This is a genomic window from Roseovarius litorisediminis, from assembly GCF_900172295.1.
Lineage (GTDB): Bacteria > Pseudomonadota > Alphaproteobacteria > Rhodobacterales > Rhodobacteraceae > Roseovarius > Roseovarius litorisediminis.
On record NZ_FWFL01000009.1, the window covers coordinates 55,809 to 70,760 of the forward strand.

Here is a 14,952-nt window from a genome sequence, read left to right on the forward strand (position 1 = left end):
CTGGAGGCCCGAAAAATGTCTATTCCCCAATCCGGCGGCGGGCCGATTGAACACCACGAACAGTTGGCCGGGTATCTGGAAAGCGGCTGCAAACCCAAAGAAGACTGGCGCATTGGCACCGAGCACGAGAAGTTTGGATATTGCAAAGACACGCTGAAACCGATCCCCTATGAGGGGCCACGCAGCATTCTGGCGGTGCTGGAGGGGCTGCGCGACGGCCACGGCTGGGCCCCGGTGGAAGAGGGCGGCAAACTGATCGGGCTGGAAAAGGACGGCGCCAACGTCAGCCTAGAGCCAGGCGGGCAGCTGGAATTGTCAGGCGCGCCTGTTGAGACGATTCACGAGACCTGCGATGAGGTGAACGCACACCTGCGTGACGTCAAGGACATTGCCGACAAGGTCGGCGTTGGCTTCATCGGCCTGGGCGCGGCCCCGATATGGACCCATGATGAGATGCCCCTGATGCCCAAGGGCCGTTACAAGCTGATGGATGCCTATATGCAAAAGGTCGGCACCATGGGCCAGACCATGATGCGCCGCACCTGCACGGTTCAGGTAAACCTTGATTTCTCATCCGAGGCGGACATGGTGCAAAAGTTCCGCGTTGCGCTGGCATTGCAACCTGTGGCGACCGCCCTTTTCGCCAATTCCCCGTTTCTTGAGGGCAAGCCTAATGGCCACAAATCGTGGCGCTCAAGGGTCTGGCGCGATCTGGACGCGGATCGGACAGGCACCTTGCCTTTTGTCTTTGAAGATGGATTCGGGTTCGAGCAATACGCCGAATATGCGTTGGATGTACCGATGTATTTTGTCTATCGCGATGGCAACTATATCGACGCGCTTGGCCAGTCTTTCCGTGACTTCCTGAAGGGTGAGTTGCCCGCGCTACCTGGCGAAAAACCCACGCTGAGCGATTGGGCTGATCACCTCACGACGATTTTCCCCGAGGCACGGATCAAGAAATTCATGGAAATGCGCGGTGCTGACGGAGGCCCTTGGCGGCGCCTTTGTGCACTGCCAGCGTTTTGGGTTGGGTTGATGTATGATCAAACGTCGCTCGATGCAGCATGGGATCTGTGCAAGGAATGGGATACCGAGATCCGCGACAGCCTGCGTATTGCAGCCAGCGTTGACGGCCTGCAGGCCCGTGTGGGTAACATCAGCATGCATGATCTGGCGCGCGAGGCGGTCAAAATCTCAGAATCAGGCCTGAAGGCACGTGCAAGAAGCGGCGCTGGCGGGATGATCCCTGACGAGACGCACTTCCTGAATACCCTGAAGGAAAGTGTGGAAAGCGGCAAGGTCCCCGCAGATGAGCTGTTAGAGCATTACTACGGCGACTGGGACAGGGATCTTAGCCGGATTTACAGCGAATACAGCTATTGAACGCTTTGCACATCAGGCGCGCGATGCAACACGGGTACGGTAGTATTCTCTGATTTCTTCACGGCGCGCCTCGACCATCTCGGGTGTCGGTTCTTCATCGACGCGATCAAGAATGGCATAGGCCTGCATCGGATCGCGGCGCGCTGTTCCTGACCCGCTTGGCCGCGTCGCCCGCAATTGTGCCAGTGGTGGTGGTCCATATATGTTGTCATCTTGTTCTGACGGGGCAACCATCAGGACGATCATGATGATCCCTCCGACAACGGGAACCAGGAAAAGGAAATACCAGAGCCCCGAACGACCACTGTCATGCAACCTGCGAATGGTCACGGTAAACATCGGAATTACCGTCAGCAGTGAAAACCAGACAGATGTGTAACTAAACGGATTCAACGATGATTGGTCTGCGCTGGTAAACTGCAATACATCCATGAAAATGGCGGCTATCAAAGCCAGCGTATAAAACAGGACGAACCACCAGTATTCAGCCCGGCTGGCACGCCCCCGGAGCGTAAAATACTTGAAGAACACCGATTCCAATGCTGCAATAGGTCCAATCATCTTTATTCCTCTCGCCAAATACGTGTATTCGTTTTGCTAGATGATCGTGTCTTGATTTAGGCAAAAACCGCTTGAAAGTTTGGCTGACATCTTTAGCTACGCGGCAAAAAATTTCTGCCCGGGCTGCACGGAAGGAACCCACTAAAAAGCTGATTTCAGAACGATATCTGTGTGAAGCTAAGGCTTATTTGCTTTTTCCATCCGGCACAAAAGATCAGAGAAAATTCAAATGCCTTCTTTTTGCTCTGACATTCCGCAGGGCTTCGGACGTGCGTCAGAGGTTATCTGGTACAGGATGGGGCCAAAGTGCTTTGCACCCTAGCGTGTGTCGCATCGTTCCCTGTTCCGATGCCTACCATCACTTTTGCCCGATCTTTGGCTCTGTTCCAGCGCGAAGGCGTTTAATATTTTCTGCATGCCGGTAAAACACCAGAAGTGTCAGGATCATTCCCAAAAGCATGACCTGCCCAAAGCCCAGCACAAGTATCCACACCGTCGAAGACGCGGCTGCGACGATGGCAGATAGGGATGAAATACGCGTGGTCAATGCAGTTGCCAACCAGGTCAGACAACAAGCAATACCAACCGGCCAGGCAAGTGCCAGCAGAAGACCCAGAAATGTAGCCACACCTTTGCCGCCCTTAAAACCCAGCCAGACAGGAAAACAATGGCCAATAAAAGCCATCAGCCCGGACAATTGCGCCGCGTCCTCTCCGGTGAGCGCCCAGGCCAGAAGGGCCGCTATGGCACCTTTGCCACCATCAAGTAACAATGTCCCGGCGGCTGCCGCCTTGTTGCCGGTCCGCAGAACATTGGTTGCCCCGATATTGCCTGACCCTATCTCGCGCAGGTTTCCCAATCCCATTAGCTTTGACAGCACAATACCAAACGGGATCGAACCCAGAAGGTATCCGACAGCCGCCCATATCAGCAAGATGGATGCAGTGGTTTCGATAGATGGCATGTTCAGGCCTCGAAAACAGGGATTCCGGCAACATAGGTTGCCAGCACCTTACCCTGCATACGAGCGCCGTCAAACGGCGTATTCTTGGATTTTGATTTCAACATTTCCCGGTCCAGCATGAAGGGCGCATCGGGGTCAAAAAGAACCAGATCCGCCGGTGCACCTATTGCCAGACACCCGGCTGCAAGGCCCAGCCGTTTTGCAGGGTTCGTTGCCATGGCGCGGAAAAGCTTTGGCAGGCTCAGATCGTCGGAATGATAAAGGCGCAAAGCTGCCGGCAACAAGGTTTCCAGCGCCACGGCACCGCTTGCGGCCTCTTCAAACGGCAGTCGTTTTGACTCCTCATCCTGCGGTGTATGCATCGAACTGATTGTGTCGATAAGCCCGTTGCGCACGGCCTCGACCACCGCTTGCCGATCCGCCTCTGATCTCAGCGGCGGCTTGACCTTAAAGAAAGTGCGATAATCGGACACGTCCAACTCGTTCAATGTCAGGTGGTGAATCGAAGTGCCCGCGGTGATATCCAGCCCGTTGGCCTTGGCCCTTTCCAGCGCCGGAAGGGCACGCGCGGTCGTGATCTGGTCTGCATGGTACCGCGCACCGGTCATTTCCAGCAGGGCGATGTCCCGGTCCAGTCCCATGCGCTCTGCCATAGAGGGTACGGCAGGCAACCCTCGAAGAGAGGCAAATTTTCCCGATGTCGCAGCGGCACCTGCCGAAAGGCCCGGATCCTGCGGGTGGGCAATTACCAAAGCTCCAAGTGCACGGGCATAGGTCAGCGCCCGGCTGAATACTTTGGTGTCGGAAACCACATGGTCGCAATCTGTAAAGGCCACGGCGCCTGCGTCCATAAGAAAGCCGATTTCTGTCATCTCACGGCCTTCACGGCCCTTTGTCAGCGCCGCCATTGTCAGCACATTGACCGGAGCAGCCTCGTTGGCACGGCGTGCGACAAATTCAAGCGTTTCGGGATTGTCGATCGCGGGCAGCGTATCGGGGCGGGTTACCATGGTTGTGACGCCCCCGGCAGCGGCGGCCATGCCTGCTGAACGATAACTCTCTTTGTGCCGTTCACCTGGTTCGCAAACCTTGACCCCGATATCGACGATACCCGGTGCCAGACATTTTTTACCGCAATCGATTGTATTATCAGCACCGTCAAATGAGCCGCCGTAAATCACCTCTTTGATCAGCCCGTCTTCGACCATCAGCGCCCCGATCTGATCGGTGTCGTTCTCGGGGTCAATCAGCCGGGCATTGGTAAAAAGAATTTTCATGAATCATCCCCTTGCATGTCTTGCACTAAGCCCCACACGCTGCGCATCGCGCCAATACGACCGCACCTGTTTTCGATGCCGGGGTTTCCCACCAAGCCAGGCACTTCCCCGGTTTTGCTCATTCTTGAAAGTAGGCTCATGCCTGACCTCCGGCCATTGCTGCTGTGATCCTGTTTCGCGTTGCATCGCGATCAGGCTGATATTTCAAAAGATGCTTTTCGCCGGATCGGGTAACAACCTGAACGGCGCTTCCAAGAACACGCAAATCTGAAATCTCGCCCAATCGGACCGCACGCGCCTGCGGACCCAGGAGCCGTCTGTTGGTCAGATCCCACCGCGCAGCCAGTTCATCTGAGGCGACGTAGAATGCCCGAACGGCCACTGCGGCCAGCCCACCAACGGCACCTGTCCAGACGTGGGGATTTCCTGCAATCCAGAGCGCCGCCATTCCCAACGCCATGGCCACCGCCGCAAGCAAAGCGTGATCGCGATAATAGGTCGCACGATCGGGATGAAAGCTGGTCAACAGTTCCTCTCCTTCCGCCAGTGGCGTTGTCGGGGTCATACTGTGAAACGTTTCCATACCAGTCATGAAGCCACCCAGACCATCACACCGACTAATGCAAACAGAACCAGCAGAGCGAACATTGCGATGCGCCCTGAAATCGCGGCATTGCTAGGGGCCTTTTTCCCGGAGGCGCCTACCTGGCCTTGTGCCGACGCTTTAGGCAGCGGGACAAAAGAGACCGTTGCATTCTCTTCGGTAAAGGTTCCCACCAATCGAAGTGGCGCGCGCGGGGCCAGGACTTGCTCAACGCCGCCAAAAGCAGGTGATCGCAGGATCAGAACAGCACCTTTCATCGCGGCAAGCTGCGGGCGCAATTCATTGATCTGATCTTTTGGAATACCCAGCCCTTCCTCAAGATACCCGGCAAGTCCCATTTCCGCCAAATCGGACAACGGAAAAAGTTCTATCTGGCTGGCGTCCAGCGTGTCGGCACCAAGCGCTTCAAGTAAAGGCCAACTGCCATTTCTGGTGTTGAATCCCTCCAGCTCGGAAGGTGGAAGATCAACGGTAAAGACGCGTACAACTCCATGCTCAGTCGCTTTGATCGCGATTCGACCAGTCACGCCATGACCTCTTTCACCCGCGCCCGCATGTTACGCGCCAGAAGGTCCATCGCCGCCATACGCACAGCGACACCCATCTCAACCTGTTCCTGAATGACGCTGCGGTTGATGTCATCGGCAATATCGCCGTCAATTTCTACGCCGCGGTTCATAGGCCCCGGATGCATAACAATCGCGTCATCTTTGGCATAACCCAGCTTTTCGGCATCCAGACCATAGCGGTGGTAATATTCGCGTTCGGACGGGATGAAACCACCATCCATCCGCTCGCGCTGAAGTCTAAGCATCATCACCACATCAACGCCTTTCAGGCCTTCGCGCATGTCGTCGAAAACCTCGACGCCAAACTCACTGATCTGGCTGGGCATCAGCGTAGGGGGCCCCACAAGACGTACCCGGTTCTCCATTTTTCCGAGCAGAAGAATATTCGAACGCGCAACACGGCTATGCGCGATATCCCCACAAATCGCGATGCTCAGACGGTGCAAACGTCCCTTGGCGCGCCGGATCGTAAGGGCATCCAGCAGGGCCTGTGTTGGGTGTTCATGCCGCCCGTCGCCTGCGTTCAGAACGGCGCATTTCACCTTTTGCGCCAGCAGGTCCACTGCACCTGAATGCGGATGCCGCACGACCAGCAGATCGGGATGCATGGCGTTCAGCGTCATCGCGGTATCAATCAGCGTCTCGCCCTTTTTGATGCTGCTGGCCTGCATCGCCATGTTCATCACATCCGCGCCCAGGCGTTTGCCCGCCAGTTCGAAACTGGCCTGCGTGCGGGTGGAGTTTTCAAAGAACATGTTGATCTGCGTCAGCCCCGCCAGCGCATCAGAATGCTTTACGTCACGCCGGTTCAGCGCGACATACTGATCCGCCAGATCAAGAATGGTTGTAATATCGGTGGGCGAGAGGGGTTCGATCCCCAGAAGGTGGGATTGTGAAAAGCTCATCCGCCGCTCCGTGCCTGAAATCTGCCCGCTTATAGAAAGGCCTTGGCCCCGGAGCAAGCCGGGGTTTCAATTCGTGATGAAACCTACATTGGCAGGCTTTTGGGTTTTACCCGATTCATCGGATAACAGACAGCCTTTCATCCATAATTTCAAATCATCCCGCAGCATATGAAGTTTGGCATTTCATGTTTATCTTTTTGACATGACGCGGGTTTACCGCGCCCAGGGCAAGAATAGAGACCGGGGAAGGAATGAGTGGTTTTACCCGGCGCGTTGCCAGTCTAGATTTGCCGCATGGAATCGGCCTTAGATTTTCACCACGCGAAGGCACTGCTGGACTGGCAGATCGAACTCGGTGCGACCGAGTCGATTGGCGATGAGCCTGTTAATCGCTATGAGGTGCCAGAAAAGCAGGCCAAACCTGTCTCGACAACCCCTGCCCCCGTGGCGGCCCCGGCCCAAACAATACAGGCCGATCCGGTGGCGGAGGCCAAAACGGCCGCTGCCGGAGCAGATACGCTTGAAGGCTTGCGTGCGGCTATGGCCGGGTTTGAGCATTGCGAGTTGAAGCGTGGGGCGAGAAATCTGGTCTTTGCCGATGGCAACCCCAATGCCCGCGTGATGATCATTGGCGAGGCGCCGGGAAGGGATGAGGATATGCAAGGCAAGCCCTTTGTTGGTCGTGCCGGGCAATTGCTGGACCGAATGTTTGCTGCCATTGATTTGGGTCGCAACGAAGAAAAACCCGAACAGGCGGTCTATATCACCAATGTCCTGCCGTGGCGCCCACCCCAGAACCGTGACCCCAAACCCGAAGAGATCGCCATGTTGTTGCCCTTCGTGCAACGCCATGTCGAGCTGGTGAATCCCGATATCGTGGTGCTGATGGGCAATATCAGCTGTCAGGCGGGGCTTAGCAAACGCGGCATTACCCGGCTGCGCGGCCAATGGGTACAGGCCTATGGCAAACCTGCCCTGCCGATGTTCCACCCTGCCTATTTACTGCGCAGCCCCCACGCCAAACGCGAGGCCTGGGCTGATCTTCTGGATCTGCAGGCGCGGTTGAGGGGCGACACATGAGAATCATGGCGTTTTCGGACCTTCACCACGCTCGCGGCCGGGCGGAAATCCTGGTTGAGGCCAGCCGCGAGGCTGATCTGGTGATTGGGGCCGGGGATTTCTGCGATATGCGGCAACACTTGCCTGAGGCGATGAACCTGCTATCGGGCATTTCCGCGCCACTGGTCGTTGTCCCCGGTAATGCCGAAAGTGATGCCGAGCTGCGCGATGCAGCCCATATCGGCACCCAGGTGTTACACGGGGCGGGCACGACTATTGATGGGCTCACCCTGTTTGGTCTGGGCTACGGGGTGCCAACCACACCTTTTGGGGAGTGGTCCTGCGACCTGTCCGAAACACAGGCCGCCGAGATGCTGGCAAGATGCGAAGCGGCAGACATTCTTATCCTGCATTCGCCCCCCAAAGGCGTGGCCGATATGACATCAACCGGACTGTCCGTCGGCTCGCGCGCAATTTTTGACGCCATCGAACGGATCCAGCCAAAACTGGCGGTCTGCGGCCATATCCATGACAGCTGGGGCATATCCGGTCAGATCGGCAACACAAAAGTGGTCAACCTTGGCCCCAACCCCAACTGGTTTGAGATAAGCCCATGATCGACCCGATTGTTCTGTTGACCTTTATCCCCGCAGCGCTGGCGCTGAACCTGTCACCGGGGGCGGATATGATGTTCTGCCTCGGGCTTGGCCTGCGCTCGGGTCCGCGCGCGGCCATGGCCGCCAGCGCCGGGATTTCCGTTGGCGGCCTGGTGCATGTCACTCTGGCCGGTCTGGGTCTGGGCGCGCTGGTGGCAGCCGTGCCTTGGGTGTTTGATGTGATCCGCTGGATCGGTGTGGGCTACCTGCTATGGCTTGCATTTAATGCACTAACCGCCCGCCCCACAGCCGCCGACACCCCGCCAACCCCTGCAAGACGCGCCTTTCGCGAAGGAGTATTGGTAAACCTCACCAACCCCAAGGTTATCCTGTTTGTCCTGGCTTTCGTGCCACAATTCGTTGACCCTGCAGGCGGGCCCATTCTGCTGCAGTTTCTGATCTTCGGCCTCGTACTGGCCATCGGAGGGTTCGTAATCAACGGCGGCGTGGGTGTTTTTGCCGGCGGTTTGGGGCGCGCACTGACAACCTCGCCCCGGTTTGCCCGCGGTCTGGGTTATGTCAGTGCCGCGATTTTTACCGCTCTGGCCGCCCGGCTGGCACTGTTGGAAAGGGCCTGACACGATGTCGCGCATTGACGAAACCCTTGAATTCATCCCCGTCCGCATCGCGGTGCTGACAGTCAGCGACAGCCGCAGCCTGGCCGATGATCGCTCGGGCGATACGCTGGCAGCCCGGATCACGCAGGCAGGCCATATTATGGCGGATCGCAAAATCATCCGCGATGAACGCACCCTGATTGCGGATCAGCTACGCGACTGGATTGCGCAGGAAAACATAGACGTGATCATCTCGACCGGGGGCACAGGGCTGACGGGGCGTGATGTCACGGTCGAGGCGCACCGCGATGTCTATGAGAAAGAAATCGAGGCTTTTGGAACGGTTTTCACCCTCGTCAGCATGCAGAAAATCGGCACCAGCGCCGTCCAAAGCCGCGCCACGGGCGGCGTTGCTGGCGGTACATACCTTTTTGCCTTGCCCGGCAGCCCCGGTGCCTGCAAGGATGCCTGGGACGAAATCCTGAAATTTCAGCTGGATTACCGCCACCGGCCCTGCAACTTTGTGGAAATAATGCCGCGACTTGAAGAACATAAGCGCCGGAAATAGCGCGATATCGCGTATAAGTCCTTAAGCTTGGCATTTCGTGCGACCTGCTTACATTAAGACAGACCGATTTCGGTCATGATCAAGGGTTGGAAACACATGCGGTTTCTACGCAATAGTCTGACCGGCCTGTTCCTGCTGTCCGTGACACTGGGATTGTTCGTGTATGCCGGATTCACTGTGGTTTCGGCAATTAATGAGCGTTTGGCACAAGAATCCAAAGTGCCTGTACGCAACGAACGGGTTTTCGCTGTAACCGTGGTTGAAGCTCGCGAAGAGACCATAGCCCCCACACTTACTGCATTTGGAGAGGTAAAAAGCAGCCGAACTCTTGAAATTCGCGCCAAGGCAAGTGGCACTCTGGTTGAAATTGCAGCAGAGTTCGTCGAAGGCGGGCGCGTTCAGGCTGGCCAGTTGCTGGCGCTCGTCGATCCTGCAGATGCTCAGTCGGCACTGGATCGCGCCAAAAGCGACCTGCTGGATGCTGAGGCTGAAAAACGCGAGGCCGCCCGCGCACTGGTGCTGGCGAGGGATGAACTGGCTGCAGCCAGAGCGCAATCGCAATTGCGCGACCGTGCCTTTGTTCGACAGCGCGACCTGGAAGATCGCGGTGTTGGGACAGCTGCAACCGTGGAAACAGCAGAACTTTCGGCAGCGCAAGCCCGACAGGCCGTAATAGCCAGCCGGCAGGGATTGGCAAATGCCGAGGCCCGCGTAGATCAGGCAACGACGCAGCTGCGACGTGCAGAGATTGCCTTGGCCGAGGCCAAGCGCCGGCTGCAAGACACCCGGGTTGTCGCAGGATTTTCAGGTACTCTTAGCAATGTGACCGCGGTTCAGGGGGGCTTGGTGTCCAACAATGAACAACTTGCCAATCTGATTGACGCCAAGACGCTTGAGGTCGCATTCAGGGTATCAACGCAGCAATACGCCCGTTTGCTGGACGAGAGCGGTTCATTGCGTAAAATGCCGGTCGAAATCACCCTGGATGTTTTTGGCGAAGATCTGACCTACAGCGGCATGATCAGTCGTGACAGCGCAATTGTAGGCGAAGGACAAACCGGGCGACTGATCTATGCCACTCTGGGGTTCGCTCCCGGTTTGAAACCTGGTGACTTCGTAACGGTCGAAATTGAAGAACCTCCTCTGAAACGCATGGTAAGATTGCCTGCAACCTCTCTTGGGGCCGATGGCAGCATCCTGATTCTGGACGACACCAACCGGCTGACAGCTATGAAAGTTGATCTGATCCGCCGACAGGGTGACGATATTCTGGTATTTGCCGAAGGGCTGGAAGGACGCACTGTTGTGGCCGAACGCTCGCCCTTGTTGGGTGCAGGTATCAAGGTCCGGCCCTTGCAGCGCCAAGGCCAGGCAAACGCTGCAACGCCTGAAATGTTGGAGTTGAGCCAAACCCGCCGCGCCCGGCTGGTATCATTCGTTGAAACCAGCACCGACCTTCCTGAAGCGGTCAAGTCACGTCTGCTTGGTCAACTGGAGCAGGCACGCGTCCCCGCCAGCATGGTGAAACGGCTGGAACGCCGCATGGGCGGCTGACCTGTGACACGCCCGCTTCCTCATTCGGCCGGTGGTTTGCTGTCCTACTTCACGCGACACCGGACAGCGGCCAACCTGTTGCTGACTGTCCTGATTGTCTTGGGACTTGCCGCGTTGCCACGGATGCGGGCGCAGTTTTTCCCTGATGTCATAGTAGACAATATATCGGTGTCAGTTGTCTGGGATGGGGCCAGCGCAGAAGACGTGGACAACGCGATCATTCAGGCAGTTGAACCGGTGTTGCTGGCTGTCGAAGGCGTAAAAAGCAGTTGGGCCACCAGCCGCGAAAACCGTGCCCATATCCAATTGGAGTTTGAACCCGGCTTGGATATTGGCCGTGCCGCCGATGACGTACAGGCGGCGATTGACACGGTGACCCTGCTACCTGAGGACGCGGAAGAACCCGAAGTGCGGCGCGATGTCTGGGTGGACAGGGTAACCGACATTGTCATCACAGGACCTGTCGCAGCCGAACAGCTTGGGCTTTTTGCAGATGAGTTACTGGTCCGTCTTTTTGATGCTGGCGTGACCCGTACTTCCGTGCGGGGTGTGGCCGCACCCGAAACAATCATCGAAGTGCCATCGACCAACCTGATTGCCCATGACATCACGATGACAGAGATCGCCGACGCCATAGCGCAAGAGGTTGCGACCGATCCCGCAGGCGATGTCAGCGGATCGAATACACGCGTCCGCACCGGTGTTGAAAAGCGCGACCCTGACAAAATTTCTGATATCGTGCTGATTTCCCGTCAGGATGGCACAAAACTTACGGTCGGTGACATCGCAACGGTTAAAGCAAGCAGTATCACCAGTGACTTAAGCTTTTTTGTCGGCGATGCGCCCGCGATGTCGATTAGGGTTGACCGTTCAGATCAAGGTGACGCTCTGAAAATTCAAGCCACGGTCGAAGACATCGCTGCCAAACTGGAAGAAACCCTGCCCGAAGGCGTCAGTATCGAACTGATCCGAACACGTTCGGATGCGATATCGGGGCGTCTTAATGTGCTGCTCAGCAACGGCGCAACCGGTTTGGCGCTGGTTCTTGGCTTGCTGTTCCTGTTTCTGAATGCACGCACAGCATTCTGGGTGGCCGCTGGTATTCCGGTATCCATGATGGCTGCGATTGCAATGATGTATCTGGCGGGTCTGACGATCAATATGGTTTCGCTATTCGCGCTCATCATTACTTTGGGTATCGTTGTAGATGATGCCATTGTCGTGGGCGAACATGCCGATGCACGCGTACGCAAGCTGGGTGAAGGCCCCATCGAAGCATCGGAAAATGCAGCGCGTCGAATGGCGGTTCCTGTTTTTTCCGCCACGCTGACCACACTTATCGCTTTTTTCGGACTGACAGCCATCGGTGGGCGGTTCGGAGATCTGATCATCGATATTCCATTTACCGTGATCGTGGTGCTGACCGCCAGTCTGGTAGAATGCTTTCTTATTTTACCCAATCACATGTCACACGCGTTGCGACATGCAGGCAAGCAGCATTGGTATGACTGGCCCAGCCGTATAGTGAACCGGGGGTTCGTCTGGCTTCGTGATCGGGCATTCCGACGCTTCATGAAATTCGTGATTTGGGCACGATACCCGGTATTTGCCGGCATGGTACTGATTTTGTCCTCGCAGATCGCCGTTTTCATTGGTGGCGATGTGACCTGGCGCTTTTTCAACGCGCCCGAACGCGGAAGTGTCACTGGCAGTTTCGCCATGACCTCTGGGGCGACCCGCGAAGATTCGCTGGAAATGATGCAGGAGATGCAGCGCGCGACCGAAGCCCTGGGGCTCGAATACGAAGAACGTTACGGGCAAAATCCTCTGGACTATGTTTTGGCGCAGGTCGGCGGCACCACCGGGCGGGGACTGGCCGGTGCCGAAACCAAAGACGAGGATCTTTTGGGGGGTATTTCGATCGAATTGATTGATGCCGATCTCAGGCCCTATTCCAGCTTCGCTTTTGTGGGCGAACTGCAGGATAAGGTCGTGCACCATCCACTGGCCGAAACCGTCAGTTTCCGGGGCTGGAGGTCTGGCCCCGGGGGGGATGCACTGGACATCCAGTTTTTTGGCGCGTCCGCAGACGTGCTGAAAGCCGCCTCGCAAGCACTGAAAGAATCGCTTGCGGGTTTTTCCATCGTCTCGGCGTTGGAAGACAATCTTGCATATGACAAACAGGAGTTGATCCTTGAACTGACCCCACAAGGGCAAGCTTTGGGCTTTACAACTGATGCATTGGGAAAAGTGCTCCGAAACCGGATCAACGGCATCGAAGCCGCAACTTACCCCTTGGGGACGCGCAGCGCCGAAATCAGGGTCGAACTTCCGGAAGGCGAATTGGCGGCGGATTTCCTTGAAAGGATGCAGTTGCGCACGCCCGCGGGCGAATACGTTCTGCTTGCAGATATTGTCAGCGTGGAACGACGCACCGGGTTTTCTACAGTAAAGCGAAACAACGGTGTTCGGGTCATCAATATCACCGGTGATATTTCAGAGGACGACCCGGCAGAGGCCGAAAAAGTCATGAAATTGCTGGAAACCGAGATTTTGCCAACGATATCCAGCGAACATCAGGTCGAATGGCGGATGTCGGGCCTATCTGAACAGGAAGATGACTTTATTAAAGATGCGCGGCTTGGGCTTATCCTTACATTGACTGGAATCTATCTTGTTCTGGCTTGGGTATTTGCAAGCTGGACTAGACCCATTGTTGTCATGGCCATCATTCCTTTTGGTCTGGTGGGAACAATATATGGGCACCACCAGTGGGACGTTCCGCTAAGCATGTTTTCGGTCGTCGGTCTGTTGGGAATGACAGGCATCATTATTAACGATTCAATCGTTCTGGTGACGACGATAGACGAATATGCAAAAGAGAAGGGATTGATTGGTTCGATCATTGAGGGAACCGCTGATCGGCTGCGCGCCGTTCTTTTGACGACACTGACCACTGTTCTGGGGTTGGCACCGCTTTTGTTCGAGCGGTCTCAGCAAGCACAGTTTTTAAAGCCCACGGTTATCACGCTGGTTTACGGCCTGGGTTTTGGCATGTTGATGGTTTTGTTGGTTGTACCGGCCCTGATCGCGATGCAACACGATTTCAAAAGATATTTCATGGCACTGCGTCTTGGTTTGAAATTTCGCGCCCGACGAATTCAGATTTCGCTTTTTGTCGCACTGATCGCCATAATGACGTGGATGGCATCAACACTCGGGTTCACGGTTTTCAGAGGTTCATTGCCCGCACTGATCACCAGCGTTTTGCCGATACTGGAGGAATTGTCGCCGGTGCTGTCCGCGCTTGTGGTATTCATCGCCGGATCAGCGTTCATTACCCTGCTTTGCTACATCGTCCTGGCACTGGGCCAGAAATCGAAAAAGGTCTAACCTGACGGGCAACCCTGAATATCCACCGCATGAGACTGCCCTAAAACCGTGATACGCAAACCTGAACGGTTCAACGCGAAAGCACTTCCGTTTGCGTGAAAAAGCTCGGCCTCAGCGGTGAACCGCTTTCCCTCGCGCGTCGTTTTAGGCTGAGATACCCAAATATCGGGGTTATCAGTTTCCACAATGGCGGCTTCGCTCCCACCAACAGAGGGAAGATCAATTTCGGCGGTAAGGCGCAAGCCGCCTTCAATGGGTGAAATTCGACAGGCCACCCGTGTCACCCCCCCTTCTGCCGCAGAATACGGTCGCTCCGCCAGAGCAGCAACAATGCGCGGGTCACGTTTTGAAATACCCATCGGTAATTTCTGGGAAAAGGTCACGGTGACGGGCACACAAATTTCTTTGCAGATTCCCAAATCAATCTGACCTGAAAGTGTGATCGATTGCCCTTTTTTATCTGGCGTCAGTGTAAGCGGGAGAGTTACTGAACGTTCATACCCAATGGCGCGGGCACCATTGGTCGATATCAGCTTTGGCGTTGGCCAACTCACTTCGACAGCCGCAAGATTTTCAGAGCTAAGCCAGTCAAATCTTGGTGGGATGCCTGCCTCGCCCGGCGCACGCCAATAGGTTTTCCAGCCATCATGAAGAATTATTCGAAGCGCAGCAGTATGGGTGCCATTTGCATTTTGCCACCCTGTCAGCACATGCAGATCCAGTAACTCGCCCGGTGACTTGGCAAAGGCACCGTTGGTTGCAAGGAGCAAGGCAGTAAAGCAAAAACTTAAAAGGCGGCTTATCATGCCCTTCACATAGGGGTATTTCAATTGGATTTCCAATTCACATTCAAGCGAGTTTTTTTTCACTTACTACCCATCCTTCGCTTGCACAGCCCT

14 protein-coding genes are annotated in these 14,952 nt (G+C 55.9%); 7 read left to right on the forward strand and 7 right to left on the reverse strand.

Going from position 1 to position 14,952, the window contains the following annotated elements; all coding sequences use genetic code 11:
• The first annotated feature begins 15 nt into the window (after positions 1–15).
• A complete protein-coding gene (locus PEL8287_RS15865) occupies positions 16–1,386 on the forward strand; it encodes a glutamate--cysteine ligase (RefSeq protein ID WP_085893417.1) in 1,371 nt (456 codons plus the stop codon).
• A gap of 12 nt (positions 1,387–1,398) precedes the next feature.
• Here PEL8287_RS15865 and PEL8287_RS15870 read toward each other — a convergent pair whose 3' ends face one another.
• The 6 genes from PEL8287_RS15870 to PEL8287_RS15895 all read right to left on the reverse strand — a co-directional run bounded on the left by PEL8287_RS15870 (position 1,399) and on the right by PEL8287_RS15895 (position 6,266).
• Positions 1,399–1,947 carry a DUF805 domain-containing protein gene (locus tag PEL8287_RS15870; protein WP_085893418.1) on the reverse strand — a complete coding sequence of 183 codons (549 nt, stop codon included), beginning with the start codon at positions 1,945–1,947 and terminating at the stop codon, positions 1,399–1,401.
• Between the two features lie 358 nt (positions 1,948–2,305).
• Positions 2,306–2,911 carry a glycerol-3-phosphate 1-O-acyltransferase PlsY gene (gene plsY, locus PEL8287_RS15875; protein WP_085893419.1) on the reverse strand — a complete coding sequence of 202 codons (606 nt, stop codon included), beginning with the start codon at positions 2,909–2,911 and terminating at the stop codon, positions 2,306–2,308.
• A gap of 2 nt (positions 2,912–2,913) precedes the next feature.
• The gene (gene pyrC, locus PEL8287_RS15880; RefSeq protein WP_085893420.1) at positions 2,914–4,188 is read right to left on the reverse strand and encodes a dihydroorotase; all 1,275 of its coding nucleotides are present in this window, start codon (positions 4,186–4,188) and stop codon (positions 2,914–2,916) included.
• A gap of 136 nt (positions 4,189–4,324) precedes the next feature.
• On the reverse strand, positions 4,325–4,780 hold the full coding sequence (locus PEL8287_RS15885) for a hypothetical protein (RefSeq protein WP_085893421.1): 456 nt from the start codon (positions 4,778–4,780) through the stop codon (positions 4,325–4,327).
• Positions 4,777–5,319 carry a hypothetical protein gene (locus tag PEL8287_RS15890; RefSeq protein WP_085893422.1) on the reverse strand — a complete coding sequence of 181 codons (543 nt, stop codon included), beginning with the start codon at positions 5,317–5,319 and terminating at the stop codon, positions 4,777–4,779. Before PEL8287_RS15890 ends, PEL8287_RS15885 begins: the two co-directional genes overlap by 4 nt.
• On the reverse strand, positions 5,316–6,266 hold the full coding sequence (locus PEL8287_RS15895; RefSeq protein WP_085893423.1) for an aspartate carbamoyltransferase catalytic subunit: 951 nt from the start codon (positions 6,264–6,266) through the stop codon (positions 5,316–5,318). Before PEL8287_RS15895 ends, PEL8287_RS15890 begins: the two co-directional genes overlap by 4 nt.
• 294 nt (positions 6,267–6,560) lie before the next feature.
• Here PEL8287_RS15895 and PEL8287_RS15900 point away from each other — a divergent pair, with 294 nt between their 5' ends.
• From PEL8287_RS15900 to PEL8287_RS15925, 6 genes are all read left to right on the forward strand, one after another.
• Positions 6,561–7,346 (forward strand): uracil-DNA glycosylase, encoded by a 786-nt coding sequence (locus PEL8287_RS15900; RefSeq protein WP_085893424.1) that lies wholly within the window; start codon positions 6,561–6,563, stop codon positions 7,344–7,346.
• On the forward strand, positions 7,343–7,942 hold the full coding sequence (locus tag PEL8287_RS15905; protein ID WP_085893425.1) for a metallophosphoesterase family protein: 600 nt from the start codon (positions 7,343–7,345) through the stop codon (positions 7,940–7,942). Before PEL8287_RS15900 ends, PEL8287_RS15905 begins: the two co-directional genes overlap by 4 nt.
• Positions 7,939–8,559: a LysE family translocator gene (locus PEL8287_RS15910; RefSeq protein ID WP_085893426.1), complete on the forward strand. Its 621-nt coding sequence runs from the start codon at positions 7,939–7,941 to the stop codon at positions 8,557–8,559. The genes PEL8287_RS15905 and PEL8287_RS15910 overlap by 4 nt, the downstream gene beginning before the upstream one ends.
• A 4-nt stretch (positions 8,560–8,563) precedes the next feature.
• On the forward strand, positions 8,564–9,106 hold the full coding sequence (moaB, locus tag PEL8287_RS15915; protein ID WP_085893427.1) for a molybdenum cofactor biosynthesis protein B: 543 nt from the start codon (positions 8,564–8,566) through the stop codon (positions 9,104–9,106).
• 96 nt (positions 9,107–9,202) lie between these two features.
• Positions 9,203–10,660: an efflux RND transporter periplasmic adaptor subunit gene (locus PEL8287_RS15920; RefSeq protein ID WP_085893428.1), complete on the forward strand. Its 1,458-nt coding sequence runs from the start codon at positions 9,203–9,205 to the stop codon at positions 10,658–10,660.
• A 3-nt stretch (positions 10,661–10,663) separates the two neighbouring features.
• Positions 10,664–14,053, forward strand: a complete 3,390-nt coding sequence (locus tag PEL8287_RS15925) for an efflux RND transporter permease subunit (RefSeq protein WP_085893429.1) — start codon at positions 10,664–10,666, stop codon at positions 14,051–14,053.
• Here the strand turns inward: PEL8287_RS15925 and PEL8287_RS15930 are convergent.
• A complete protein-coding gene (locus tag PEL8287_RS15930) occupies positions 14,050–14,922 on the reverse strand; it encodes a protein-disulfide reductase DsbD domain-containing protein (RefSeq protein ID WP_235862319.1) in 873 nt (290 codons plus the stop codon). The two genes, PEL8287_RS15925 and PEL8287_RS15930, sit on opposite strands and share 4 nt — an antisense overlap.
• Positions 14,923–14,952 lie beyond the last annotated feature (30 nt).

Bases quoted from the DNA above. Each gene is read 5' to 3' on its own strand.
- PEL8287_RS15910 (WP_085893426.1), top strand. From the start codon at position 7,939: ATGATCGACCCGATTGTTCTGTTGACCTTTATCCCCGCAGCGCTGGCG.
- pyrC (WP_085893420.1), bottom strand. From the start codon at position 4,188: ATGAAAATTCTTTTTACCAATGCCCGGCTGATTGACCCCGAGAACGAC.
- moaB (WP_085893427.1), top strand. From the start codon at position 8,564: ATGTCGCGCATTGACGAAACCCTTGAATTCATCCCCGTCCGCATCGCG.
- PEL8287_RS15920 (WP_085893428.1), top strand. From the start codon at position 9,203: ATGCGGTTTCTACGCAATAGTCTGACCGGCCTGTTCCTGCTGTCCGTG.
- PEL8287_RS15870 (WP_085893418.1), bottom strand. From the start codon at position 1,947: ATGATTGGACCTATTGCAGCATTGGAATCGGTGTTCTTCAAGTATTTT.
- plsY (WP_085893419.1), bottom strand. From the start codon at position 2,911: ATGCCATCTATCGAAACCACTGCATCCATCTTGCTGATATGGGCGGCT.
- PEL8287_RS15865 (WP_085893417.1), top strand. From the start codon at position 16: ATGTCTATTCCCCAATCCGGCGGCGGGCCGATTGAACACCACGAACAG.
- PEL8287_RS15885 (WP_085893421.1), bottom strand. From the start codon at position 4,780: ATGACTGGTATGGAAACGTTTCACAGTATGACCCCGACAACGCCACTG.
- PEL8287_RS15895 (WP_085893423.1), bottom strand. From the start codon at position 6,266: ATGAGCTTTTCACAATCCCACCTTCTGGGGATCGAACCCCTCTCGCCC.
- PEL8287_RS15905 (WP_085893425.1), top strand. From the start codon at position 7,343: ATGAGAATCATGGCGTTTTCGGACCTTCACCACGCTCGCGGCCGGGCG.
- PEL8287_RS15900 (WP_085893424.1), top strand. From the start codon at position 6,561: ATGGAATCGGCCTTAGATTTTCACCACGCGAAGGCACTGCTGGACTGG.